The following is a 23,567-nucleotide window of genomic DNA, read 5'->3' as shown; positions in this document are numbered from 1 at the left end:
TCATCGCCGCTACAAGGTTGGAGTGTGCCCGGCTGGCGGCGCCTCCTGAATGGACCACCAAATCGCCGAACGGGAGAACGCCAAAGTCAAGGCGCTGGAGGGCCTCCGATATGCTTGTGCTTTTGTCGCCGGGTTGGTGCTCTGGTGCCGGCAATGGCCGAGGATAGGCTGAACAATCAGAGATCGACTTTGACGTTGTCGCCAACGTCTGGCTTCGAGCCCGTGACAGCGGCGAATACCATTTTCGTCGTAGCAACGACCAAGCCGGGGCTATCCCACAACTCGCCTTCGTCAGGTTTGACAGTTATCAGTCGGATTTCGGGATCGTCAGCGTTGTCCCACCAAGCCGCGTCGGTTTTCTCCCAGAGATCGGTAATTTTCTTTCTGTCATTGGTCACCACCGCGGAGCCGGAGATGGTGACGTATTTGTAGTGGCTGCTGTCACTCCAGGCCAATGTCACTTTTGGGTAGGTCGCAAGCTGCTTGTTCTTCTCGCTGTCGTCGTTGACGAGGAAATGGATCGCATTTTCTTCTCGGGAGGCGCGTGCGGAGAGCGGACGCGCACGATTGTATTGGCCGTCCCACGTGACAAACATACAAACGTCGATTTCCTCGGCGAGTTTCCAGATTCGGTCCGTCGCCTCGGCGGGTGTCAGCTTTGTCTCTTGCTCTCGACGCTTGGGCATAGGATGTCCTCCAGGGTGAATGTGCTCGCTTACAACTTGCGTAGCGCGGCGACGTTCCACCTCGGAAACTAAGCAGGGGCGGCTCGCGATCGCTTGCCGGGGGGACCAGCCGTGAGTCTTCGCTTCGAACTGGTTAGGAATAGGATCGCGCCGGGAGGCATGATGCAGAGGTTCACCGTTGAGTTGATATGCGACGGCAAAGCGGTGAAACGTGCCGTAATACTGGCTGAAAACGTTGTTGAGGCTGCCAAGGTATGGGGGCCAGTGACAATCCCGTTCGGCGATGAGCCTGACATGGGCGAATGGATCAGGGTAACTCATCCCGGTGGCAGCACGACAACTTGGTTTGAGCAGGATCGTTAAGACAGCGCGACAGACCGGTTCGGGACCACCGAGTTGCCTCGGTCGCAACATGGCTGCGATTTTCGTCGATCGACAGAGCAAGGACCGCAATTTGTTTATCTCGCGACCTCTTTCCGGCGTCTGCGCGTCGCTAAGGGTTGGTCGAGCGAAAGCACACGGCGCAAGCGGCGTCCACGTGGCGTGCGTGAACGCGCGATAAGTCCAGGGAACAGAAGCTCAAATCCGAACGTTCTAATGCGATAAGGAGCATAGAAATGTTACGCCAAATCGCAACTGCGGCAGCGCTGGTCATTCAGTTTTCAGGTTCGGCATTTGGAGACACGGCTCAATATTGGCTGGCCAAGGATGCCGTTTCGAAGCACTGCGAGGTGGTCCCGAAGAAGCCTGACGGAACCTTGGTCATAGCCCTTACCAAGGCCACGTATAAAACCGAGGCGGAAGCGAAGGCGGCCTTGAAGAAGCTTCCAGTTTGCAAGTAAAGCCCCCATCCGCGTGATCCCGGCGTACCTCCAGCTCGATTGCAAATGAGGTCGCAGCAAACGGTTTTGAAGAGTTCATGGTCAGAAAATTGCCCCTCCTGGAGTAGCGAGCGATCTGAGAGCTTGGCATTCATCGAAATGCACATGATTTCAATACGAATCACGGTCACAAACCGCCAAGGCGAACGCAGCCTGTCCAATTACATGTCAGCCCTGAGCTTTAACACGAAATCCCTTAGTTCGTAGCCGCCCGCCATATCCGTCACAGCGATGAATTCATGTCGGAGCCGCTGGAAGATCGTGGCCTGCGGACTGCCATCGAGTTCATCAGCACTTCGACCCAAAACCAGCAAACCGCCATCGGCGACGGTCTTTGTCACGGCCCTGAGCGCGCGTTCGATTTGAAGACGAGGAAAGTTCCTCGCACCAAGGGCGTTCATCACGCGCACGACATCATACCGCCCTGGCGAGGGTGAAAAGAAATCATCCCTGGTTGCCATAAAGCGGCCGTCAGTTTTAGTCTTTGCGATGACCTCGGGATGGAAAAGTGACACGGACGTCGCCCTCGCAAGGCTCGGCGACAACAACCAGGCCAAAAACTCATTTGCTGGCTTGTTGGTCAGTGCGATCGCACCAAGCGCGACCTGAAGGAGAACGTGGTCGCTGTCATAGAAGACCCAAAAAATTCCTCTGGGGACCGCGCTGATCTCATTGTAATAGTCGCTTGCCGTTAACCTAACAGGCCGCTCACGGCTTAACCTGTTGAACAGGTCCAGCGACGTAATACCGTCAGACGCCGCCATATCGTGAACGGTGATTTCCTTGTCCATCGGCAGGCGCCGAGCGGCCAATAAGATGGCAGCATCCAGGTCCAAAAAACGGTCGGGCCGTGTCGTTTTCGACGTGAACGGCCCGCCGGACATGGAGGCAAGTATGCGTTTGCGCTCTTTGGCGGTCGGCGTCGAAAGCAACTTCACAAAAGACGGTGCCAGTATTCGCATAGGAAAGCGCACAATGCCCGATTAAGTGCGATGGTGCGACAATGGTGGCGCGTCACAGCCATGGCGCACCCGCTGCGTTTTTTCGCTCATCGGTCTGAACTAACCCTGTCGCCGTTCGTTTAGCAATTGGAAAGAGAGCGGTCAGCTTGATCCTTAGCCGATATCGTAGGTTCATTTTCAAAACCCTCAAAACCGGAAGTTGCAAAAAGGGCGCAAAATCTGTGGGGAGAGATTTCAGGCCTGATCGCGCTTCTGCGCGCCAAAGGTCCATTGCGAGCCAGTCGGGATTGTAGCCATTGGTAGGAAGCGAGCAAGGCCGCGAGCTATGCTAAAATGAGTCAGAGCTAATGCGCTGCAAATGGAGTGGATGACACCAAAGGTCGGTCTCGATTGAGGGAACGCGCACCGATAATCCAGGGGATGACATTAATGGGCGCTGCGAAGAGACATCTAGTAGACCGCTTCAAAATCGCCAGCAAGCTAGGCCAAGCCCGACTGCAGGGAATGTTCACATCCAGCCGACTGGCTCCTGGAAGCATCATTTCAGAGAGCACCGGGTCGCCACGTGACCAGTTTCATCTTTTGGAACTGCACCGCCAATATGGCAACATCTTCACCACTTGGTCGGGTGGAAAGCTCACGACCTGCATTGTCGGGCATGAACTAGGCTTGAGGTTTCTGACGGAGAACAAGGCCAAGCTGCGCGCCGCAACTATCGATATGACCCCGATCTTTCCTGAGGGCTTCTTAAGAGCAATGGAAGGAGAGACACACGTTGATTATCGGCGCATGTTTTTAGCTGCTTTTCGAGCCGTTTCCCTTGAAGGTCGCAGCGCAGAGCTTCGGGCTATCCTTCACGGCCGCCTGACCCAACTGACCACCGGCGAAGGCCGAGTGCAGTCGGCTGCAGCAGCCCAAATTCTTAAGCAGGCGTCGACGGCGGTGATGTTGCAGATCGTCCTGGGCGCCAAAGACGGATCCAGCATCGCTCGTGAACTAACAGACGCGTTCAATGATTACGCCCCAAATGGCATGCATATTGTCATTACGCCCACCGAGCACGCGAAGTACGCGCGTATCAGAGAGTTGGTGCTTACATTGGCGAATGACCTGAAGGAGGCGGAAGGGCCGCCTTCGAGCCTGCTGGAATGCATGGTACGATCCCAGATGCTCGATGACACGGTCGTCGGCAACTTAATACACATGACCGAATTTGCTCGTTATGATTTTCACGGATTGTGGCGTTGGATACTTCTCGAACTGGCTGGCGAGGAAAATTACCTGAATTCGATAGCGGTCGAACCCGACGCTGCGCGACGCGAGATGATGGCGAAATCAGCCGTTTCCGAAACTCTTCGTATGCAGCAAAGCGAGTTTATCCTTCGAACTGCCACGACGTCGATCGTTTTTGAAGGCTTCCTTGTTCCCAGGCGCAGTCGGGTCAGAATCTGCATATGGGAAGCGCACAGGGACGCGACCCGGTTCGTCGACCCGGATGTCTTCAAGCCTGACCGTTTCGTCGACCGAAAATTCTCAAGTGCGTCCTATGCCCCGCTTGGACTGGATCACCACCGATGTCCGGGCGCCAATTGGACGCTTCAGTTGGGCGGCATGCTTGTCGAGGAACTCGCAGAAAACTTCACCGTCAAGCTGTTGAATTATGGAACTGTCGCCAGAGGTCATTTTCATTATGAGCCGGGTCCCGACTCGCAGATATCGTTGATGGCAAGGCGATGATCCGCGAACCGCGTGCTAAGGCCATGACCCGCGTTTATATCGGCATCGCCTCAAGAGATCGACCGAGGATGGTTTCGGAATTACTCGACTCGATTGGTCGCCTCGAGATCGAGGCGGACCTTGAGTTAGCAATAATCCTTGTCGAGAATGGCAATGGCGAAGTCTTGCGGCAAGCAGTGGAGCGATTTGCGTCAACCTGTGCCCACATCGAGATTCACCACCTCGTCGAACCCCGCCTGGGCATTGTTTATGCGCGCAACGCCGCTCTCGACTTTGCTACCGATTCGGATTTCGAGGGCCTTGCGTTCGTTGATGATGACGAGCTCGTCACGCCCCGCTGGATTCTCGAACTCTTGGCGGAACAACATCGCGGCCAATACGACATTGTCGGAGGACCGATCAGGGCATTTCCCGACCCGCTCCCATTGACCTTCTGGAATCGGGTCGTTTGGAAAGGTCTGTCGTCGCGCGTTCAGCAGGTGGAGCAAACATGCGCCGCTAGGAAAGCCAGCGGCCAAGAGGCACAGATTGTCCTGTCAACGAACAACTGGCTTGCCAGCCTGCCTTTTGTTCGAAAGGAAAACCTCCGATTCGATGAGCGCTATAATTTAACCGGAGGAGAAGATACGCGTTTTCTACGTGACGCATGGAGAGTTGGCGCCAAAACGGGGTGGGCGCCCGAGGCAGTCGTTTGTGAGCAGATTGTTCGCGCGAGGTTGTCGCCATGGTATCAGATAAAACGAGCGCGCGACCACGCCCTTGTTTCCTTATCCGACAAATCCGATCGTCGACGCGGGTCGAAATGGATCCGTGCGCCTCTGTCCGCGCTTTTCAAACTACTTTCGGGGTTGGTTCTATTGTTGCTCGCGCCCTTTACCGGGGGAGCGACATTCTTCAATGCGCTAAGAGCCTTAGGCGAAGCAGCTGGGCGGGTTCAGGGTCTCTTGGGCATCAAGAGCAAGCATTATAGGTTGACAATGGGCAAATGACAGGGCCGTCGGCGGCGTGGTGCTATTATCGCGGTGGACAAATGCGGGCCGGAAAGTCCCTCTTGAAGCGTGGATTTGTGGCATCTCTATTTTGCGGCTTGCGGTTGCTAGGCACGATGCGCGATCAACCATACAAGCAGGATGAGAGCCGCACCGAAGGCAACCAGCGTATAGCCCGCAAGGAGTAAAAGGACGGGGAAATAGTCACTGCGGCAGGCTGTCAGGATCTTGCGTACTAGAGGGTTCTTGTTCGCTTCAGTCGCCTCAGCCGGTCCTGACTTGGTGGCCGCCTTGGAGTTCTCAGCCGCCTTCAAAATCCCGTTTGATATATGGGGCGCCACCAACGGATCATCGGATAGATGGTCCGGTGAGACCGGTTTGGCGAAGATTTCAACGCCCTGTGTGCCCATCGGCTAGTAAGCGTCTTTCCTGAATTAAGTTCCCTCGAGAGCTTCGACTTCAGGGCCGCGCGAGTAAGAATGGGCCTTCGGTCCGATCAGCCTGCGACTGAAGTCCGTCGTCAGGAACCATCCCGCCGGCGGTGAGTTCGGAAACACATGGGTTGGGAGAACTTCGGAATGCCGTTGTGCGATGAATTGAGCGACGTGACGATGGAGTTCCACTGTCCGGCCTGCTCATCCCCTATGGCAAGGCCTGGTTCCTGGCTCCGCACAATCGGAAGCTTCAGATGCGACAGCTGCAAAGCCATGGTGCGCATAGGTTATGAAAAGAAGCTGTCGATCTTTGCGCGCTACCTGAAAAACCGGCACCAGCATGGCGCCGGGGTGGCGCCATCACACCCGCAGGATAGATCAATTCCGCGGTTTACTCTGCATGGAACATAAAATCTGGCGGCCCAACGGTGGATGACTTGAGGCAACAAGGCTGCGTTGATGCCTGGTTTCCACACAGACGTAGAGCGCCCTAAAGCCGCATGACCTCATCTAGCCCTAGCCGGATACGCTGACCTTCCGCAAAGGACAGCGCATATTCTTCCACGTCAAATGATCGGGTAAGTTCTTGGTCGTTTTCGGTGACGCGAACGAGCCATTCGCCAGAGACTTCCGCCACTTCGACACGGGCCGACACATTGCGGAGCGGGACCACGTTATCCATCGCAAGCCTCCCGAAAGCAAGGGTAACGTCGCTTTTTATAAGGCTATCGAAATCGTTCGATCAAGTGGGATTTTGCGGGCCTATGGCTGGCTCGTCGTCCGGCGATTCGGTGACCTGGCTAACCGCCACCTCCCAAGGGTTGTGAACCGTAAGTTGCTGAATGAAGCATTGGGCATGGTTGCCCGATTCGGCAGGCGAGACATCGTTTCGTGGACAGACTTCTTGAAGGCATCGCGCACAGCGTCGAGATCCAGAAGGGAAATGAGTTGCTGTTCCTCATCCTGCATCAACGGATATGCCCCGAACAGCAAGTTCCGAGATAAGGAATTGCAATCGCCCGCGCCTCGCGCTGCCCTAAAGAAGCGCTCTCTGGATGGCCACTTCACGCCAAGTCGCGGGAACATTTTAGCCCTATTGAATGTTCAGGTCCTTATGAACAGAAATCTTCTGTCAGCAGATCAATCGAAAGCAGCACGAGCCCTACTGAACTGGTCGCGAGTGCGACTGGCGGCCAAGGCCAATCTAGCGAAATGACGATCAGGGACTTTGAGAACGGCTTTAGGAAACCGCGTCCCCACAACATCACCGCCATGCGCCAAGCGCTTGAGGATGCCGGCATTGTCTTTTCCATCGAAGGCACTCCATCGCTAGCCGGCTCCGCAGATGTTGGCTGCCGCGCACCGATAAGAGAATCTGGCGCCGCAGGTCAGCGAAAAGTATAATCGACGCCCACCATTCGAATGATGCCGGCTAACTATAGGTCTGTGCATTTTTGACCCACCTGGCGGCATCCATGCCGTCGGTAAGGAGGCCGGCAGTTCAATCTCCCTCGATTGGACTGCCAGGTCTCCTGCGTTATCGGTCCGAGTTGGGCCACCGCTGTCGGGCAGGCCCGGCATGAGTTGCACCCAAAGTTCCTAGGGGGGATCCGGCCTTAGTCGACTTCGATATTTTTCCGGGACCGCTTTTTCGCCGGCGGCCGCCTTTTAACCGGAGCCGGCCTCTCCGTCGGTTTTTGCCCTAAAAGAGGTAGCGCCCCGCAAGCGCTCCGTCTTTGCATTTCGTGATTTCGTCCCCGCCTCGATTAATAACTTAGCCTCTCGATCAGCGCGCTCGATGCGCTCTTTGTCGATCCGTCGTTCGGTCAAGAGAGCCTCCCTTGGCTAACTGACCTATGAAATTATCGCTCGCTAAAATTGTTCCTTCGTTGGTCTCCGGCGGCCCATTTCGTGACCGCCGCGACGATTTCGAGCGCTCCCGCAGGCTTGACTAGGAACGTACCCGATCGGAAAGCGCCGTCGATCTCTGTCGGTGCTAAGCCGAATGTAAAGCGAAGTAACGTCATCTGCGTGAAGTTTCTTTGCGACATCAATGCACTGGCGATCGCTAAGGAGAATGTCTAGAACTGCGACATCCGGCCGGCAACTATCTAGGAAATCGACGGCTTCGGCGCATGACCTTGCGCCGCGGCGAGAGATCGGGCTTCCGCCAGCGAGACCTCCAGGTCCCAACCTGACCGAACTCCGTCTTCAAGCACAAGCACAAGGGACGGCCGCATTTGCGTAGGCTTAGCTGGCCTCGCGAATGTGTCAGTACCACCCATTTTCGGGTAGTGTTTCCGTTTGAATCTAGCGCGGCGCGTGTCGTACCCAATACGAATTTCTGTACGCTTGGCGGAAAGCATGGAGATTTGTCATGAGATCGACGGTCAGCAAACCTGAGTACACCACGGATTGGATGGATGCCTCACGAAAATTAGTCGCTGTGAACCACTCAATCGAAGAAGCAGGTTGTAGAGGAGATGTATGCGATGGTCGCCTCTGATGTACGAGCTAGAGTTTCCGTACATCTGGATGCGACGCCTGAGGCAGTCTTTGATGCGTGGGTCGTCCCCAACATGATGGAGCGATGGTTCTTCAAGTCGCCTAGCAACGATATTACCGCGCTGACGAGTCCTGTACCTGGAGGGTCCTACTCGATAACTGAGTATTCGTCAGGAAAAGTGATCGCACACAACGGAAATTACTCCGTGGTCGAACGACCGCGGCGGCTGGCCTTCAGCCTAATGGTGCCCAAGCACTTCGCGGGCGAAGCTCAAATCGACGTGACGATCGTTCCAGATGGTCGGAAAACACGATTGGACTTCGTTGAGCGAGGCGCGGGTCCCGACGATGCACAAGCAATTTGGGAAGAGATGCTTTCCAATTTGGCCAGGGTCCTACGGCATGACCCAGACGGCAGGCAGGAAGACGGTGCTGACATCTCAAATCTCGCGACTCTGGATGTCCTCGTTGGAGGTTGGAACACGACCATCAAGATGTTGGGAAGCGATGACGACGGCACCTTATCGCACGCCGAAGATGTGTATCGTTGGATGCCCGGCAACCGGTTCCTCCTCCACGATGTTCACGCCGTACTTAAGGACGGCGAAATGACCGGACTGGAAATTATTTCGCCATCAGGACGCCCTGGGGAGTTCGCAACCCGCAGCTATGACAGCAATGGGCACATCCTCGATGCGCGTATGACCCTCAACGAAGGTAACTGGGAATCAGTGAGCGAAACGCAACGGTTCAGGGGGCGTATCGCTCAAGACGGTCAGTCCGCGAACGGACAGTGGCAACGTCTACGATCTGGACGGTGGGAGCCTTGGATGCAAGTTGAATTGCACAAGAAGAATCAGGCCGACTAGTTCGGCGGAGTTTTGCGTTTCGGCAGGATGAGCATGCGCGGTAATAACTCCTGGCCCCAACGCCGGCAAGAGGGGTAAGCGTGGTCCCTGGAAATCGGATTGTCCTAACGAAACCCGTCGCAACAAAACCGGTTGTATGAGATAATGCTAATAAGGCTCGCTTTAGGGCGCCGGCCATGTCGTTAGCGCGTTGCAGTGGTGTCTATTGCCCCGCTGATCTGGACATGCTCCAGCGCGTGTTTGACCGGCTGTGCGAAGAACGTCGCCTGGCCAAAAAAGACTGCGAGCAACGAGAATACCTGGCTGCGGAAACCTTCCAAGTTTTTGATGACGCGACACAGGAAGAGGCGGGCTTGTGGCGGGCGCTTTCAAAGCGCCGCGCCACCAAGGGCGCATAATTCAATATTCAAACTGTGAGGGTGCTGCATAACGTTAAGCCATCCCGGTGCCGTTTGCGACAGCGCCTCGGTTCTCACGCGCACGCCGCGCAAACCACTGGGGCGTTGGGGGACCACTTCGGATTTTACGCGATATCGCCGACGCTGCGTCATATGCGATAGCGAAAGGACAGTGACACTTGCGACGGTACCTAAAGGCCAGAAGCTCGCCGCCGATCTGCGCTGAGGGTTTCTTAAAAAGGGCCGCGCTTGCGGGGGCAATTGAGCCGCGAGGAACTTGCGCTGATCAATGACGTTTAGGGCTCGGCACCGGCGAGGAGCCCATGACGACAAAGTACCATATCGATGAAATGCAGGGTGACGAAGTTGTAGCTCGGCACATTGCCCACGGCGCGACAGCTTTGGAGGCTGTCAGCAAAGTTATGACCGGACCGTTCGTCGTCAGAACTGTGCAGGCTCATTGGTTCCGCGTGGTGGACCAGGGACGGCGAGATGTTTTCAAGTTCGCGGTCGGCAGAGATTAATTAGCTTCCGCTAATCCTTGACGCCGTTGGATGCCGCACCAGAATCCTTGCATTCAGCATCAAGGTCGGCGACGAGGTGGCAATAATGGCGACGGTGCTTAAGCGCGTCACCGAAGACCGCCTAAGCGTCTCGATCCCGAGCTACAATTTTCCCCATTCGATTGTCGATCCGGCCACTAAGGTGGTGAAGGGTCAGCAGATCGAGCTAACCGGCGACGTCACGCGGATCGACGGTGACACGGTCACGGTCACGCTTGGTACAATGGTCACTGTTGATCTGGACAAGGTGCGGCTGGTTCACAGCCACGTCCCGCCCAAGAGGAAAAAGGCGCTGATCGATGAAACTGGTTGACGCACTATGACCAAGCTTTCAGACCTTGGCCCGCTTATTCCCGGCAAGCGACACGGCAGGAAAACGGCACGAGAGGTAGATCACTTCTACTCCTGTCCCTACTGCGGGCAGTCGGTCGACCAGCGCAACCTGCGCCAGGTTCTATGGCATGCACAGGCATGGCACGAGCCGCTCGACCCCGAAGATGGCGCGACAATCATTATGTTCCCGGACGTCAGAAGATAACGCCAATTTCGACCGAAATTTACCAGAGCTACGGTTAGTTGATGCTGGTCCAAAGGCCCAGCCTCAGGGTCGCCGGAGCATTCCCAACGGCGGTTCTCGCGGCAGATTATTTTCGGCCAGATCGGCAAGCAGCCTGATGACAGTTTTGGCATCTTCCGACTTACAGGAATAGTATCGCATGGCGCTCGGCGTATTTTCATAGGTGCCGGCCCGACCCTACGTGTTCACTTCTTCTTCGGAGCGTCAGCCGGTTAGCGAACGTGATGCCGCCTGGGTCGCTGACTTAAACGTCGATGATGCCATCTTCGTCCCAAGTCCACACGTAGTGCACACCGTTTGGCGTAAGTGGCACCGTCGGTTCGGGTTCGGGGAAAAGGCCGACACAACCGGCCCGCTGCTTAAGCCAGCTGCCATTTTTGCCCTAGCGACCGTGACAGCCTAGGCATTGGGATGACTGTGCCGCGGAACGGGGTAGTGGGTGGGATTTCACGCGCACGATGTGTTCTTCTGAGCCGCTTGCGTGGATGTCCAACCTCCAAAGACTGCTGCGCCTGTTAGACCGAGTAGAAGGAGCAGTGATCGGCTACAACATCGTGATGAAATCATCTCCATGTTTGCATCTCCTATATTCGTCACGCGTGAATGTGTGCGAGATGGCTCATATTAGCAGACATGCATTTACTTGGCGCCGGGCATTTATCGATCGCGGAAACCGGCCAGCGCGCGTTCCTGTGTCCGCCCTCCTACACTGGCGAAGCGCTTCGCGCGTCATAGTGGCTCCTACATGGCTGCGAAATAGGCTGGACTGGTATATGTTCTAGCCGGACGTATGGTGAGCAAAAAAATGGCCTACACTGTCATTTGGTACGGAAGACAGGGCATTGTCGACAAGGAGACCTTCGACGCTGAGAAGATGGCGAAGGATCACGCGATCTCCATGTTCCCGGCCCGAAAGGGTGACGATGGTGTCGTTTCAGTCGAGGTTCGCAAGGAAAACGGCGCTGTCGTGTTCAGTCATGCGGAGAATTAGGACTGTGCGTGGGTGGCCACCTTCGCGCCGGGCCGCGTCCCCATCAAGTCGGAGCTCCACGGGTCCAGTCGTGTTCCACCTGATGAACTCGACTTCCTTGCCAGTCACTGCCCGGACGGTCTTCAACAGCACCTCATACAGGACACGCGTTGCTCGGTAGTGGTCGCAGTGCGGCGAGATAAACGGCTTGATAATGCTTAGGTGCAGCGCTTCCGCTGCCACCAGAAAGCATATCGCCGCAACCTCAGGATTATATTCCTCATCCGGGTCTATCGTGTAAGAGCTGATTGCAAGTTAGTTGAGCCGGCGAACGCTATCACTGATCCCAGAAATCCTTCAGCGTGGCGTGGCGTAGCTTTTCCTCGCCCTTGAGGAACCGAACGCGTCCGACCAGCCCAGGCTTCAGCCACTCAGCCTTGGCCTTTTTCAGACCTATCGGTGTCGGGCCGCCAATCTTGCCTTGCACCCGATCCCAAAGCCGTTGCCGCTTATCTGCTTTGAATGCCACGAACGCGCCGCCGGCATATCGGCCGTTGTCGGCCATCAGCACCATCGCAGGCTTACCGGCCTCCCGTTGCACGCCGATGATGTCCATTTCCTTTTCGGTATAGCACTTGATCTTGCGCCAGTTCATCGTCGGACCACTGCGATAGCTGCTGCCCTTGCGCTTTGACACCATGCCTTCCAAGCCGGCTTGGTCGACAAGATGATAGACGGCATCGCCCGTTCCCGGCATTGCTTCGCTGAACTGGATGCGGCCACCGGTCGGGATCAGCGCCTGGAGGATGTCACGGCGGTCTTCCACCGGCATGTCGCGCAAATCGTGCCCGTTGAGGTGTAGAAGATCGAACGCCGCCAGATACAGGTCGCTGGATGGCTTGCGGCTGGTGACGGCTGATTGCAGTGCGTGGAAGTCGGACAGGCCCGCCTCATTGATGGTGATCGTCTCGCCGTCGATGATGAAGTCTTTCGCTTCGATCGCCTCTGCCTCGCCAGCAAGCTGGATATAGCGGCCCGTCCAGTCGTAGCCATTCTTCGTGATCAGCCGGATCCCATCATCATCCTTGATGACCTGGGTCCGGTGCCCGTCGTATTTGATCTCGTGGATCCAGTCCGCGCTTTGCGGCGGGGTATCGACCAGTTCAGGCTCCATCGGCTTGATGAATTTCAGACGCATACCCAGGACTCGCAAAACACGCGATTCTATCAGCTTTAGCTAAAATAGTTCAGGAACCTTTATCCCACCAGCGTGTTCGACGAGCATGAAAAACGATCCCGAGGCCCGCGACGCGTTACGGTTGATAAGAGCGACGATAGAGGAGCATTGTCCGCCTGGCGTCCTACCGAGCCAGGAAGCGGTGAACGGCCTCTATGGGCCGGAGTTGATCCATGAGGCGGAAGCGCTGGCGGCTGCCATCGTCGCAACTATTGATAAGATGCAGTTGCGCGTGATGATGAAACCGTCTGCCCCCAGCACCAAATAATGGGAAAGGAGTCCCGCCAGCGCGCGTTTGCGGCTGGCCGTCCGCCGACCACTCTTGCCACACATCCCTCGGCCGCGCAGGTCGCGGCCGGAGCGGGAAAGCAAGTACCGCAAATCACCTACTATTAGCGACGGCTAAAGTTCGGAAGGAACGAGAAGCCGCCGGTCTAAGCACGCTGTGCGCAAATTCGCTTGGACGCCTCATCTCCCGCCTGCCGACATCGGCCAATGGACCGAATTGTCGAACAGGGAGTTAGGCGCCTTAAAGAGGAGAGACACGATGGATCCCATGGCCACCTCGCAGAGCAACGGCTCCGTCCGGCCGACCACCCCGGCGCCGGAGGGCCTCGCCCCTGCCCTGGCCCGAAATATAGAAGCACTGGTCGAACGGCGAAAACGGGACGCCACGGCTGCATCCCTGGAGCAACGCGCGGCCGCAGCTATCAGCAGCTTTGCCGGCAGCATGATGTTCGTCTACATCCACTTTGTGTTCTTTGGGGCGTGGATTGCACTCAACCTCGGCGTCACAGCCCTTATCAAGCCGTTTGATCCATCGCTGGTCATCCTCGCAATGTTTGCCTCGGTCGAGGCAATCTTTCTCTCAACCTTCGTGCTGATCAACCAGAATCGCATGGCGGCAGAGGACGATGCCAGGTCAGATCTCGATCTGCAGATGAGCCTGCTGAATGAACATGAGACGACCAAACTCATCAAGCTGGTGGAAGAGATTGCCAAGCGCCTGAACGTAAACACCGAAGCAGACGGCGAACTGAAGGAGCTCAAGCGCGACGTGGCGCCCGAAGCTGTTCTCGATAAGATCGAAGAGGTAAGCGAGCGGACGGCGCCGATTGACTCCGCGCAGCCTATATCGACCAGCTAGGGCTCCATAGGCCTGGCACTTCCCATGCGGCGCACTTATAGATCAGGCTGATCGCGACATCGTACTGACGCGCGCCATCCTGGATGGTCGAGACAAGGCCTTCCAGATTGATCCGGTCGCCATGTAGGCCAAGACCGCAACGATGCTCGACGCGTTAACATCTCGACCAGAAATTGCTGAAATATATCGATTCCCACCCCGCCGGCTGCCAGCCCTTCCTCCCATCATCCGCGTACCTTTGTCGTTGCCCGACCTCCTTTTACTGGCATGCATCGCATTCTAGCCGAGCGGCTTCAGATCCCACTCCAATGGCGGGCTTGTCCGGTCCAAAACGGACGCGTAGCTTTTCGAGCACCGTGATTGCCGCTCGTTCTGGCAAAACGCAGGGACGCACATTTCGGCGTCTATCAGCGATCGTGGAACGTTCATCACTGAGCGGGCGTGGGGATCGAGCGTAGTGGACATCGCCAAGATATTTGGCCACTCGATTTCAGAGATCACAATCGAAGTTCACGGGCAGCGAATTCGTCTCGACGGCATCGACGCTCCTCTTGTCCTCAACCCTAGGGAACACTGCTACTCCCGATTGACACGAATTTTGGAACGGAACTGCGCTCTTTCTCATTTAGAGGAGCAGATTTGAAATGGAGGCATGCGCATGCAAATCCAAGCAATTTACGCGGCGCTCGCGACAACCAGCATGAATGGTGCGGAGAAGTTTTATAGCCAGCTTTTTGAGCGGAGGCCTGATGATCGTCCCATGGATGGACTGATTCAATGGCGTAATGTTGCGGGCGCGAACATTCAAATCTTCCATGACAAGGAGAATGCTGGGTCAGGCAGACTGACCATTGTCGTCCCAGAGATGGAAAGAACCCGCAAATCGCTCGAAGAAATCGGCGTGACGCTCACAGGTGAATCGAAAGGTGACTACGGGAGGATCGCGCAAATCGCAGATCCTGATGGAAATCAGATCACCCTGGCAGAGCCGCCCTCAAGGCCCTTCCATACATAAACCTTGGCTAAGTCTACCTGACGGCGTCGGCAGGACACCGTTGTGGGCGCCCAGAGGCGCGGTCGATCCGAGTCCCGATCTTAGGCAGGCGATGGAGGGGCACCGCCAGCCGCCGGGACCAACTTTTAGGCCTAATGTTCCGTGCGCGCTGATTTTCGAGGCAAGTGCGCCCCGACGCCCTCGAGGGTTTAGGCGACCTCTACAGCAGCTGCGCGCCGGTCCTTGAACTGCCCTCAGGCGCCGCCGCCATCTTGCCGGCCCTGACGGCCCGCCCCGGGTTGATCAGCTGATCGGACTGTGAGGCGGTCGCTATCCACGAAAACGTTCCGTGTACCAGGTGCCCTGCCGCCGATTTTCATCGGCTTGTGGATCATCAGCTTCTTGGGAAGGTGCTCGGGATGCACCTCGAGCAGCGTGATCTTGATATCGGGCTTGCAGCGGTTGCAGTAGAACTTCAGCTTCAGAGGATCGACGCCCCCGCCACAGACCATCATCAGATCGGCCGAACGGCAGTAGCGGACGTTGCCACACTGCATTCCACTTTCACAAAGCTCACAACTACCGCGTAATGGACAACCGGCGCGGCCCGGCTAGTCATCCTGTGTCAACCTGAAGGCTGGCCGGGCCAATCCTAGCGACGGAGCGGCCATCGCGAAAGCGAGACGAGTTCAGCCTCGTCTTTGATGCCGGCCATATAATTTGCGATAATTCGCGATGCGATCGTATCGAGGGTGTCCGGTGACCCTTGCTCAAGTTTCAGCTTATCGAAAACCCTGCCGAGGAGCGCCACTTCGGTTGCGTCGAATATACCGGCATCAGTCGCCTTTCGCCGGATTGGCATGATTTTCCTCCCGAAAGTCCTGGAGGGAAGCATGCCGCAAATTCTCCTCGCCGCGCAAGTGTTTCACGCGGCAGATGATGCCAGGCTTACCCATTGCGTAGCTGGCCGCTTTTGGGGCAGGCCACGGCATTGGTGGGTATTAGCGTCCAGCCTGCCGCCCAATTGGCTTAACCGCTGTGGTTCGTGCTAAGGGTGCCAGATGGGCAAAAAACCGGCATTCATCGTGTATCCCCCGCCTGCGAAGGGTTTCCCGTTCCTAGCCGTCATGCTCAAGCCAGACGGTGCAGCTACTGCCTACCCTTTCAATACCGAAGAAGAGGCCTCACTCTTTAACAAAGAAGCGGCTACGTCGCTCGGGTACGGCATCAAACATTAGGCGGGACACAGTCTGGAGCTTGATGCGGCTCTAGGTCCCTAGGAATGGTTAGGCAGTTCGTCGACTGTTGCTCGTCCCTAGCGAACCGTTCTAAGATCGGCATGGGGTGGACCGGATTGGCGCCAACGTTCATAGCTAAGCAGCTCTCTTGGCCGTCGGGGATCGGCGGCTGGCTAGTTCGGGCAGGAATGAATCGCGGCAACGCCCGGCTGAACAGCTACGCTCTCGATCAACTCCAGTTGGTGCCGGAAGATCGAGTCCTGGAAGTCGGATTCGGGGGCGGCGCAGCACTGCCTCGACGTCTCCGTGGCACATCATTGGTCTGCGGTGTTGATCGCTCTCAGGACGTCGTAAAAACCCCCTGTCGTCAGTTTGCCGAGGCTGTGAGCGCCGGACGAGCCGAGTTCCACTTCGGGACAGTAGAAGACCTGCCCTTGCGGGACTCGACATTTGAGGCCCTAAGCGTCCACACGGTATACTTCTGGCAAAGCCTTGAAGCTGGATCAGCGGAGCTTGCGCGCGTTTTGGTACAGGCGGGCGCATCGTGTTGGGCTTCCTCCCGAAGGTGCATATGGACCGGATGAACATGCCGGCGGATATCTTCACTCCGCGCGCCCCAAATGACGTGATCGCTGCTCTGCGAGATGCAGGGTTCAAGGAGACCGAGATTCGAATACCGAACTCGGAAACGGCAAGGGTCGTTGCGACAGCCATGCGAAGTTGCTTGAGCGGCGGTTCGCTGGCAGCCGCCGGAGTATCGCGCGCGTCCTGGCGATCGGCTGTGGCCAGCGCCATGCACTGCAGAGCCGCCGGTCGGCCGCCCGCCTTGCCTCCCGCATAGAGGTTCCGTCGACATCTAGTTTTGGGTCTGGCGCGTAGATTAGCCCGACCTTTTCCGAGCCGCATCGCTCGCAGTGTAATTTCGGGCTCAAGTCATCCGCCATAGCGGGAGCGTCCGTACCAAGCCTTGTCTTGAGCAGTTGCAGGTCCAGCATTTTGCTATGGTTGCAACTGGAGACGTGGCAGAACATTGTCAGCTTCATCTTTCCGTCGATGAGAGTTAGAACCGTCCAGCCTTTTCCCATTTTATCGGCATAGAGCAAGGCCAGTCAGTTCGCCACGCCGGCATCGTGGTGCACTACGGCATCAAGGATCGCCTCGTACACGCTACCTGTGTCTTCCTCGATCTCGGTACTGCTGAGTCCGACTGCCTTGGCGTCGGCGAACAGCTGCTGGGTAAGCTCAGCCACCGAGATGATATCGGCACCAATCGTTTCGGGCACGTTCGCCGAAATCCATTTGTACAAAAAATCTACACCGCGCTGGCTCATCCGCACCCTCCGTACGTTCACATATTGGCCCGCGCCCATTTGCAGCGGACGCGGGCCGACCAACTAAGGTCATGCCAACGTTGGCCAGCGGCACGCACCGGGCCGCCGCGACTTCAATTAGCAAACGATGAAAGGGTTCCAGAAAAAGGAGACCCGCCACCCGGATAAAATGACCGGTGGCAGCAAACTGAGCGCAGTCATTCATTTGCACGGCGGAAGCTTCAGTGAGCGCTGATATAAAGCGCGATCCGGTGCCCTGTATCGAGTCCGTGCCCCCGCCGGTCAGGCCCGGCCGTGGGCGCCACACCTTCGCGCCGGGCCGCGCCGTATCAGGGGAGCCACATGTGTAGGTGACGCGCTGCTGATCCTTGTTGGCAACAGCCATCTACGTCGTTCTCGAGGCAGTACAGCAGCTTTGGCCTTAGTCGACTTCGATAATCTTCGGCGACGGTTTTTTGGCGGGCGGCCGGCGCCTTTTAACCGGAGCTGACTTCTCCGTAGGCTGTGCCGAAAGACGAAGCTCCCGCAACCGTGCCGTCTTTGCCTTTCGCGCCTTCGTCTCTGCTTCGACTAATGGCTTAGCCTCACGATCAGCGCGCTCAAAGCGCTCTTCGTCCATCAGTCGTCGGGTCAAGATAGCCTCCCTCGGCTAACTGACCTATGAAATAATCGCTCGCTAAAATTGTTCCTTCGTCGGTCACCTAGAACAGAACGTCGCGGCTATTCCGTAAGCGATGGGCTTCTGCGATTGGAGCCGCTACACCCACGAGGGATGGACCACTTAGTTGTATATCCCCAAACGAAAATCGTTCTACAACTGCACACGAATTCTCTTAGAATCAAAACCGGTTGTGTGAGATAATAGGTGGCCATCCGGCCAAGGCGGCCCGGATTGGCTCTCCGGTCTAGCAAGCCATACGGCAAGTCGATTATGCTGGTTAACAAGGCAACTGCCGCCATAATCGGAGACTGCCCTGATGCATGACCGGAACGAAACTGCGAAGCGCGCTCGCGAAATCCTGAAGGCGTGCGGGATCGATATATGCACAGCCTTCGAGGCGCTGGCCGAGCGGCAGATCGATGCGCTGCTCGCCCATCTGGATCAGCATCGGTTCAACAAGTACGGCCCTATGAGCAAACTTCGCCAACCGCCGGGCGGCGTCAATTCGCGAGTGCGATCGTTTCACGGCCTGCTTCAGCACCGCGCTGCACTCCGGCAGCCTCAGGCCTCTGCATCGCGGCAGAGTTGAAGGCCGCGGCATAGGGCTCACCATAGCCATCATAGGCGTCGGCCTGCAGGTGCCTGGTCAGGAAGGTCACGGTCGCGCTGGGCACAATGGTTACTGTTGATCTGGACAAGGTGCGTCTGGTTCAGAGCCACGTCTCGCCTAGGGGGAAAAAGGCGCTTGTCGATGAACCGGGTCGGCGCTTTATGACCAAGCGTTCAGACTTGGGGCCGCCTATACTCGGCAAGCGTGCTTCCCAGACAACAGCAGCGGTGCCGGCGACGATAGCGGCAAGCCCCATACCGGATCCCGATCCTGCAAGGCCAGACGAGACGAGAACAGGTCCACGAGGCTGATGCAGCCCCAGCCCAAGCACAAGGCCATGACGCCAAGTTTGCCGTTCCTCGCCCACGAGGACGGATAACGCGAAAAGCAGAACCGGGATCAGCGAGAGGTCGCAAGCCCGACGGGCCGGAAGGCACGGTCCTGCATTCCCAAGAAACAGGAGGCCCTAGGTGCCGGCATTCGTCGATGCGCCGAAACGATGTGCGGCCGGATCGGCTTCGGCCAAGGCAGATCGCAGGTCCCGGAGGACGACGACAAGGATCGAATCGGGTTAGGACATAGCACAGCCCAGCCAGCATGATCGGCGGCATATCCGCATCTAGCCCGAACTTGATCGCTGCCTAAGTGAGGCTCCAGATCAACGACATGATGCTGAACAGACGAGATTGCGCATGCCGCTGCTGATCAGCGTAAGTTCTGCTCATCGATCAGGATGTGGTGGACTTCGATGCGCTCGGGCAATTCGATCAGCAGTTCGGCATCACGATCAAGATGATGTACTTTGTCCGGCTTACCTTTAGTGAAAGCGGCCATCGCCTCCATGTTCGGCCAATAGGAGATGGTAGTGAACCAAGTCTCGTCGTCCTGATCCTCGCGGAAAAGTTGCACGCCGAGCGCCACTTTTTGAAGTGGCGGAATGCCTTCTGTCCGTATGTAGGGTTCGTAGATGCCTGCGACGTCACGACGGGTGCGGCCGCGCCAGATGCGCGCAATGGTCGGCTTCGTGGCCATGAAGGTCTCCCTATATCGAAGTGTTGTTCATGTCCGCAATCGGTTCAGCGTGCGCGAAAGGAAATCGCGAACGAGCGGCAGGGCTTCGTCGAAATGCGTTTCGAGCCTCAGTCGAAGGCGATAGTGTGCCAGCGATCTGCCAGCGCCGGCATTAGCCGCCGAAACTGGAAGGACGAGCAACAATATCCGTCCACAGGAGCATCCTCTGGGCCCGCCTCGCAGATGAAGAGATTTCGATCGCCCACCCGGGCATGGCGATGTCGCGTCACGTCATTCTGCAGCTACCTAAACACGCTTGGGCAGTTCGGGTTCCGAAGATACTTATCGATCAGGCCACATCAGCATCAAATGAGCGACGGTCGTGTGGACCCCGCTCGCTTCAACGCGTTGCGCCAGGACCACGAGCATGCCCAACCGGCCGCCATTTTCGCATCCAGAGGAAGCCCACGAAGATTAGAAAAACGCCGGCTGAGATGACGCCTTGGTCGTCTCACGGAAGCTGTTGGCCAGCCTTGAGTCAGCGCTTATGAAGCTTTAGCTCGATCGTGGGTTTAGGTTCGGCATCTGTTTTGCCCGCCAGTTCCTCATCGATTCGGAGTTCATATCGGAGTTCACCGGCGTAGCCTGACGTCAGCGCGCGCTTGACGTCAAACGTCCAGCCACGTGTCCCGCCAGAAATCCGGCTCGGGACGTTCCCTGCTGTCCTTTGTGTGGCGTAGGTGTCCTTGGTCGTTCTTGGAACTGCCTTATTAGCCCCAGCGGCGGCTGTAGAACCGCCCTCCGGATCGGTTTTGCATCGCTTCGAGAATGACCTTGGAAGAGGCTGCCTACCTCTTCGAAGATATCCCGTCGAGATAACCCCCTGTTTTTCCGCCGCGAGCAACAACTGATCAGCAAGATCCATGATGGCTGCCGGGTCTTCGATGAAGGTCTCCGGGAGGTGTTCCGCGATCCAGTCGTTGAGAAAATCGATCCCACGTCTGCTATCTTGCGGCAAGTTCGGTTGTAGCAAAGGTTCCGGTCGCGGCTCCCTGCCTGCCCAACGGCCCAACAAAACCAGATCAGCGCACGCGCTATTGAACTGGCCTGCGTCAGGCTTGGCGCTAGGTCCAAACTAAGCGAAGACAAGATCCCCTTACTCGCATCCGACAGGCGCCGGAAGCTGCCGGTGTTGTGGTGATCTTTCCGCGCAACCAATGGGTGGTGGTTCGACCGATTCGTCGCCGGAACAATCAGGCGCTAGCGCACGGCTTGATCTTCGACGCGGCCGTGCGTCGCTCATTTGAGGTATTGATTAAAATTCCGTAATTTAGGCGTAGATGCTGTGTGGATATCCCCGCCGAACCCATTGCCAATCGAACTGGTGCGGGCACCTTGGCCGGCATGGTCGCGGAACATGTTGAAATGGTGCTATTCGAGCAGTCGCTCGGCGACGGCGACGGCATGCATCGGCCATTCGGCGATCGCGTCGCTGATGCCGCGGCGAAAACATCGGGAACTGTCTTGTTCGACGTTCGTATCTATGGTGACAATCACGTCCAACGGATGGCCGCTATCGGGTATGACGACGCTGGCACCGCAATAGTTTTGATGGAGAAGACCGGAGATCTGAGGTGCGCGTCGGTAAACGGCGAGACCGCTGTGTTGGTAGCGGAGCTGGCTGCCTGGGAATCATCTCCTCTCAGCGAGCATGCGCGTGTTGATTTCCGAGGGGCGGCAGCGATGCTATTGGCAAAGCTTCGCAGTTCCGGTCACTTCGGCCGATCCAGTTGATCATCTACACAGCGCTGCGTTCGTGGGGGGACGTTTGGTGTGGGCCCCCGTCTAGACGGACCAAGTGAGGGATGCTTTGGGCGTCGTGCAGCAGACGTTCGAGCCTGACAGTCGCAATCCTCCAGTGATTGGCAGCGATAATCGCCTTCGCAATGCGCAAAATATCGTCCCAGCAATCGTATCGCTTGTGAGCAGACCTGCGGCCGGCGCCAATGGGAAGAACCGCCCTGATCGTCGCGTGCGTGAGATAGAACTGCCCTGACGCGGAAGGCGAGGTCCGTGCGGCGTCCCGAAGCGCGACCAGAAGAAAAGCCGTTTTCAACGTGTCTGTGTTCGAATGGCCCGTCGGGCTCGTCCCGCCTCCGCTCGCACCGAAATCCGCATGCCCCGAACAAGGCCTATGCGGGATGAGCGGGTGGCATCCGCTTCACCTTCATCGCCGCGCGGTCTTCTTGGCGAGATCGGCATAAACTGCGGCACGTTGTCCGTCATGCTTTTCGATCAGAGCCAACATTTCCGCTCGCGTCATTTGCCCAAGCTTCATCAGAAATTCGAACTCGTGCTTTGGTACCGACGCCGCCAGGCGTTCGAGCTTCATCTTTCTGCTTTCACTTCTGCCAATCATTGTCGCCGACCATCTGGTCGCGGCTGGACAACCCCTACATTAAAACTGGATGGCAAATTTAAGTGCGTGTTCTTGAACGCAGCTGTCTTTATCGCATCCACGGGCAAGACGATCACCATTCGCGCCGTCCGTTCGGGTAAGAGTTGTTTTCCGGAGACGAAGAACATGATTGCCAGAAGACCTAGCAGCAAAACGGTGGCGAACACATTAGCGATAATCTCTCCAATTTGCACAGTGCTCTCCGGTACGGGGGGGTGGTGCCACCTCATTGTCATGGCGGACATATTACCGGGGCGGGTGTCGCAGTCCGCTAGCTTGTCCGCTCAAGTTGTTGCACGGCAGCGATGAAGGGCGAAGATTCCTAGTGGATCCGGCCGGTGGGTTCCTCCATGGCGGAAGTCCCCTGTTATCCGAGCTTCGCGTACTCTTGCTTGAAGTTAAGCCTACAACGCTCCACCGCCATCGATGGCGGTGGAGCGAGGGCAATCCAGGTTAGTCATAGACCTTCACAATTTTTCGGGTGCTCGGATCCACAAGAACCGTCCGGTTGTCGATCACGACGTAGCGGTATTTGACTTTCGGAACCTCGTGGAGCTCGACCGTATCCGGCACAGGCGTGCCGACGTTGAGTTCCACGCCCGGAAGCTTGACGGAAGCCAGCGGCTGCTTCTTCACGTATTCGCGCACTACGGTATCCTGCTCAGGTGTGATGACAACATCTTCGGCGGCCACTGCGCCAACGCCAGCAAACAGGACGAGCGCCGCCGCGGCGCTGGTGAGGTGCATTCTCATCATTTTCTCCTCTTGTAATCTGACGACAGCGGGACCTTCCGCCCGCCGCTGTTCCGAACTTACCGCTAGCGGCATGGTTCCCGTGCTCAGACTTCAGTCGCATAATGAATCGGACTAAAGACCCACAGCAAAAGCATCTGTCTTGGCCCTTCCAGCTGCGCGGAACTGGAAAGGGGCGGTCAGTGTTGCCCGGAACATCAGGTTTATAGAACTGTTAGCCAAGCGCGATGGTTGCTGCGCCAAACTTTGCGGTGGCGCTCACTTTGCTAATGCCGGACTGGTTCTTGGCTGACATAGTGGATCGGCACAGCTACGTCCCTTCCTGTGCTGATAGGACCCGCGTTGCCCCCTCGCGGGCTAGCGGGTCCTCAACTTGTTACTCACCACGCATTCCTCTTATGCGGCCCACTTTAGCCACCGAGGGCCACGAAAACTGGGAAGCCTCGCGGGGCAAGTATTTCGCGCTTTGGCTGTCAAGGCGGTATCCACAAATCCATCCCAGAAGAAGAACAGAGCCGCACCGAACGCAACCATATAGGTCGTGAGGGGTAAAAAG

26 protein-coding genes and 2 pseudogenes are annotated in these 23,567 nt (G+C 57.0%); 14 read left to right on the top strand and 14 right to left on the bottom strand.

From position 1 onward, the window contains the following. Positions 1-176: 176 nt before the first annotated feature. Positions 177-1,007, bottom strand: coding sequence for a pyridoxamine 5'-phosphate oxidase family protein (locus tag FJV83_RS37290; RefSeq protein ID WP_246689111.1), 831 nt, complete (start codon positions 1,005-1,007; stop codon positions 177-179). Between the two features lie 296 nt (positions 1,008-1,303). On the opposite strand from FJV83_RS37290, the gene FJV83_RS30240 reads away from it, so the two are divergent. Then, positions 1,304-1,528 (top strand): hypothetical protein, encoded by a 225-nt coding sequence (locus FJV83_RS30240; RefSeq protein ID WP_095774490.1) that lies wholly within the window; start codon positions 1,304-1,306, stop codon positions 1,526-1,528. 200 nt (positions 1,529-1,728) lie between these two features. Here FJV83_RS30240 and FJV83_RS30235 read toward each other — a convergent pair whose 3' ends face one another. Continuing rightward, positions 1,729-2,505: a hypothetical protein gene (locus tag FJV83_RS30235; protein ID WP_142878450.1), complete on the bottom strand. Its 777-nt coding sequence runs from the start codon at positions 2,503-2,505 to the stop codon at positions 1,729-1,731. A 453-nt stretch (positions 2,506-2,958) separates the two neighbouring features. Between FJV83_RS30235 and FJV83_RS30230 the strand changes: the two genes are divergently transcribed. After that, positions 2,959-4,266, top strand: a complete 1,308-nt coding sequence (locus FJV83_RS30230; protein ID WP_179296036.1) for a cytochrome P450 — start codon at positions 2,959-2,961, stop codon at positions 4,264-4,266. Beyond that, positions 4,263-5,255, top strand: a complete 993-nt coding sequence (locus FJV83_RS30225) for a glycosyltransferase family A protein (RefSeq protein WP_095789553.1) — start codon at positions 4,263-4,265, stop codon at positions 5,253-5,255. Before FJV83_RS30230 ends, FJV83_RS30225 begins: the two co-directional genes overlap by 4 nt. A 107-nt stretch (positions 5,256-5,362) precedes the next feature. Here the strand turns inward: FJV83_RS30225 and FJV83_RS30220 are convergent, their stop codons facing one another. Together FJV83_RS30220 and FJV83_RS30210 are read right to left on the bottom strand one after the other, a co-directional pair. Beyond that, complete coding sequence (locus tag FJV83_RS30220; RefSeq protein ID WP_095789552.1) at positions 5,363-5,665, bottom strand: hypothetical protein; 303 nt, start codon at positions 5,663-5,665, stop codon at positions 5,363-5,365. A gap of 514 nt (positions 5,666-6,179) precedes the next feature. Continuing rightward, the gene (locus FJV83_RS30210) at positions 6,180-6,371 is read right to left on the bottom strand and encodes a hypothetical protein (RefSeq protein ID WP_095789551.1); all 192 of its coding nucleotides are present in this window, start codon (positions 6,369-6,371) and stop codon (positions 6,180-6,182) included. A 1,810-nt stretch (positions 6,372-8,181) separates the two neighbouring features. On the opposite strand from FJV83_RS30210, the gene FJV83_RS30200 reads away from it, so the two are divergent. The 6 genes from FJV83_RS30200 to FJV83_RS30170 all read left to right on the top strand — a co-directional run bounded on the left by FJV83_RS30200 (position 8,182) and on the right by FJV83_RS30170 (position 11,592). Further along, positions 8,182-9,063, top strand: coding sequence for an SRPBCC domain-containing protein (locus FJV83_RS30200; protein WP_185973336.1), 882 nt, complete (start codon positions 8,182-8,184; stop codon positions 9,061-9,063). A 224-nt stretch (positions 9,064-9,287) separates the two neighbouring features. Continuing rightward, a complete protein-coding gene (locus tag FJV83_RS36640) occupies positions 9,288-9,461 on the top strand; it encodes an RNA-binding protein (protein ID WP_179296034.1) in 174 nt (57 codons plus the stop codon). A gap of 323 nt (positions 9,462-9,784) precedes the next feature. Then, positions 9,785-9,985, top strand: a complete 201-nt coding sequence (locus FJV83_RS30190) for a hypothetical protein (protein WP_095789547.1) — start codon at positions 9,785-9,787, stop codon at positions 9,983-9,985. An 85-nt stretch (positions 9,986-10,070) separates the two neighbouring features. After that, positions 10,071-10,337: a hypothetical protein gene (locus FJV83_RS30185; RefSeq protein WP_095789546.1), complete on the top strand. Its 267-nt coding sequence runs from the start codon at positions 10,071-10,073 to the stop codon at positions 10,335-10,337. A 6-nt stretch (positions 10,338-10,343) separates the two neighbouring features. Continuing rightward, a complete protein-coding gene (locus FJV83_RS30180) occupies positions 10,344-10,562 on the top strand; it encodes a hypothetical protein (protein WP_095789545.1) in 219 nt (72 codons plus the stop codon). A gap of 844 nt (positions 10,563-11,406) precedes the next feature. Beyond that, on the top strand, positions 11,407-11,592 hold the full coding sequence (locus FJV83_RS30170) for a hypothetical protein (RefSeq protein WP_142878453.1): 186 nt from the start codon (positions 11,407-11,409) through the stop codon (positions 11,590-11,592). A gap of 57 nt (positions 11,593-11,649) precedes the next feature. Here the strand turns inward: FJV83_RS30170 and FJV83_RS37285 are convergent. After that, positions 11,650-11,865, bottom strand: a pseudogene (locus FJV83_RS37285) (hypothetical protein); the annotation flags it as partial. A gap of 43 nt (positions 11,866-11,908) precedes the next feature. Continuing rightward, entirely contained in the window at positions 11,909-12,769 is an 861-nt protein-coding gene (locus FJV83_RS30160; protein WP_095793391.1) for an ATP-dependent DNA ligase, read from the bottom strand. A gap of 85 nt (positions 12,770-12,854) precedes the next feature. Here FJV83_RS30160 and FJV83_RS30155 point away from each other — a divergent pair, with 85 nt between their 5' ends. The 3 genes from FJV83_RS30155 to FJV83_RS30145 all read left to right on the top strand — a co-directional run bounded on the left by FJV83_RS30155 (position 12,855) and on the right by FJV83_RS30145 (position 14,970). Beyond that, complete coding sequence (locus tag FJV83_RS30155) at positions 12,855-13,076, top strand: hypothetical protein (protein ID WP_095774526.1); 222 nt, start codon at positions 12,855-12,857, stop codon at positions 13,074-13,076. Positions 13,077-13,364: 288 nt separating this feature from the next. After that, the gene (locus FJV83_RS30150) at positions 13,365-13,955 is read left to right on the top strand and encodes a DUF1003 domain-containing protein (RefSeq protein ID WP_210202258.1); all 591 of its coding nucleotides are present in this window, start codon (positions 13,365-13,367) and stop codon (positions 13,953-13,955) included. Positions 13,956-14,613: 658 nt separating this feature from the next. Further along, positions 14,614-14,970, top strand: a complete 357-nt coding sequence (locus tag FJV83_RS30145; protein ID WP_095789656.1) for a lactoylglutathione lyase — start codon at positions 14,614-14,616, stop codon at positions 14,968-14,970. A 233-nt stretch (positions 14,971-15,203) separates the two neighbouring features. Here the strand turns inward: FJV83_RS30145 and FJV83_RS30140 are convergent, their stop codons facing one another. The 3 genes from FJV83_RS30140 to FJV83_RS30120 form a co-directional block, all read right to left on the bottom strand. Continuing rightward, entirely contained in the window at positions 15,204-15,506 is a 303-nt protein-coding gene (locus tag FJV83_RS30140; RefSeq protein ID WP_245437838.1) for a hypothetical protein, read from the bottom strand. 95 nt (positions 15,507-15,601) lie between these two features. Further along, positions 15,602-15,811 carry a hypothetical protein gene (locus FJV83_RS30135; protein WP_095789655.1) on the bottom strand — a complete coding sequence of 70 codons (210 nt, stop codon included), beginning with the start codon at positions 15,809-15,811 and terminating at the stop codon, positions 15,602-15,604. Positions 15,812-17,296: 1,485 nt separating this feature from the next. Beyond that, positions 17,297-17,518 carry a DUF768 domain-containing protein gene (locus FJV83_RS30120; protein WP_095789654.1) on the bottom strand — a complete coding sequence of 74 codons (222 nt, stop codon included), beginning with the start codon at positions 17,516-17,518 and terminating at the stop codon, positions 17,297-17,299. A 977-nt stretch (positions 17,519-18,495) separates the two neighbouring features. Here FJV83_RS30120 and FJV83_RS30110 point away from each other — a divergent pair. Continuing rightward, positions 18,496-18,768: a hypothetical protein gene (locus FJV83_RS30110; RefSeq protein ID WP_142878010.1), complete on the top strand. Its 273-nt coding sequence runs from the start codon at positions 18,496-18,498 to the stop codon at positions 18,766-18,768. Positions 18,769-19,494: 726 nt separating this feature from the next. Here FJV83_RS30110 and FJV83_RS30105 read toward each other — a convergent pair. From FJV83_RS30105 to FJV83_RS37275, 3 genes and pseudogenes are all read right to left on the bottom strand, one after another. Next, entirely contained in the window at positions 19,495-19,821 is a 327-nt protein-coding gene (locus tag FJV83_RS30105; protein ID WP_095789540.1) for a hypothetical protein, read from the bottom strand. Positions 19,822-19,931: 110 nt separating this feature from the next. Then, a pseudogene (locus FJV83_RS37280) lies at positions 19,932-20,090 on the bottom strand (alpha/beta hydrolase); the annotation flags it as partial. Between the two features lie 248 nt (positions 20,091-20,338). Continuing rightward, a complete protein-coding gene (locus tag FJV83_RS37275) occupies positions 20,339-20,833 on the bottom strand; it encodes a hypothetical protein (protein ID WP_245438105.1) in 495 nt (164 codons plus the stop codon). Positions 20,834-21,147: 314 nt separating this feature from the next. Here FJV83_RS37275 and FJV83_RS30090 point away from each other — a divergent pair, with 314 nt between their 5' ends. Beyond that, positions 21,148-21,594: a hypothetical protein gene (locus tag FJV83_RS30090; protein WP_245318228.1), complete on the top strand. Its 447-nt coding sequence runs from the start codon at positions 21,148-21,150 to the stop codon at positions 21,592-21,594. A gap of 433 nt (positions 21,595-22,027) precedes the next feature. On the opposite strand, the gene FJV83_RS36635 is transcribed toward FJV83_RS30090, so the two are convergent. Together FJV83_RS36635 and FJV83_RS30080 are read right to left on the bottom strand one after the other, a co-directional pair. Beyond that, on the bottom strand, positions 22,028-22,192 hold the full coding sequence (locus FJV83_RS36635) for a hypothetical protein (RefSeq protein ID WP_179296032.1): 165 nt from the start codon (positions 22,190-22,192) through the stop codon (positions 22,028-22,030). Positions 22,193-22,711: 519 nt separating this feature from the next. Further along, the gene (locus FJV83_RS30080; RefSeq protein WP_095793424.1) at positions 22,712-23,011 is read right to left on the bottom strand and encodes a DUF1236 domain-containing protein; all 300 of its coding nucleotides are present in this window, start codon (positions 23,009-23,011) and stop codon (positions 22,712-22,714) included. Between the last annotated feature and the right edge of the window lie 556 nt (positions 23,012-23,567).

Origin of the sequence: Mesorhizobium sp. WSM4307 (assembly GCF_007003945.1) — a bacterium.
Classification (GTDB): Bacteria; Pseudomonadota; Alphaproteobacteria; order Rhizobiales; family Rhizobiaceae; genus Mesorhizobium.
The sequence above is the reverse complement of the archived record's forward strand: the minus strand, read 5'-3'. Positions and strand labels throughout refer to the sequence as shown.